This is a genomic window from Pseudomonas sp. P20 (assembly GCF_016463925.1).
GTDB lineage: Bacteria > Pseudomonadota > Gammaproteobacteria > Pseudomonadales > Pseudomonadaceae > Pseudomonas > Pseudomonas aeruginosa.
Map to the genome: position 1 here is coordinate 1 of NZ_JAEMVM010000079.1, position 383 is coordinate 383.

General features: G+C 50.7%; 1 pseudogene. It reads left to right on the forward strand.

Annotated features, from left to right (window positions below):
• Positions 1 to 63: 63 nt before the first annotated feature.
• A pseudogene (locus tag JHD77_RS31635) lies at positions 64 to 303 on the forward strand (IS6 family transposase); the annotation flags it as partial.
• Positions 304 to 383: the final 80 nt, after the last annotated feature.

Here is a 383-nt window from a genome sequence, read left to right on the forward strand (position 1 = left end):
GGCACTGTTGCAAATAGTCGGTGGTGATAAACTTATCATCCCCTTTTGCTGATGGAGCTGCACATGAACCCATTCAAAGGCCGGCATTTTCAGCGTGACATCATTCTGTGGGCCGTACGCTGGTACTGCAAATACGGCATCAGTTACCGTGAGCTGCAGGAGATGCTGGCTGAACGCGGAGTGAATGTCGATCACTCCACGATTTACCGCTGGGTTCAGCGTTATGCGCCTGAAATGGAAAAACGGCTGCGCTGGTACTGGCGTAACCCTTCCGATCTTTGCCCGTGGCACATGGATGAAACGGCACTGTTGCAAAGTTAGCGATGAGGCAGCCTTTTGTCTTATTCAAAGGCCTTACATTTCAAAAACTCTGCTTACCAGGC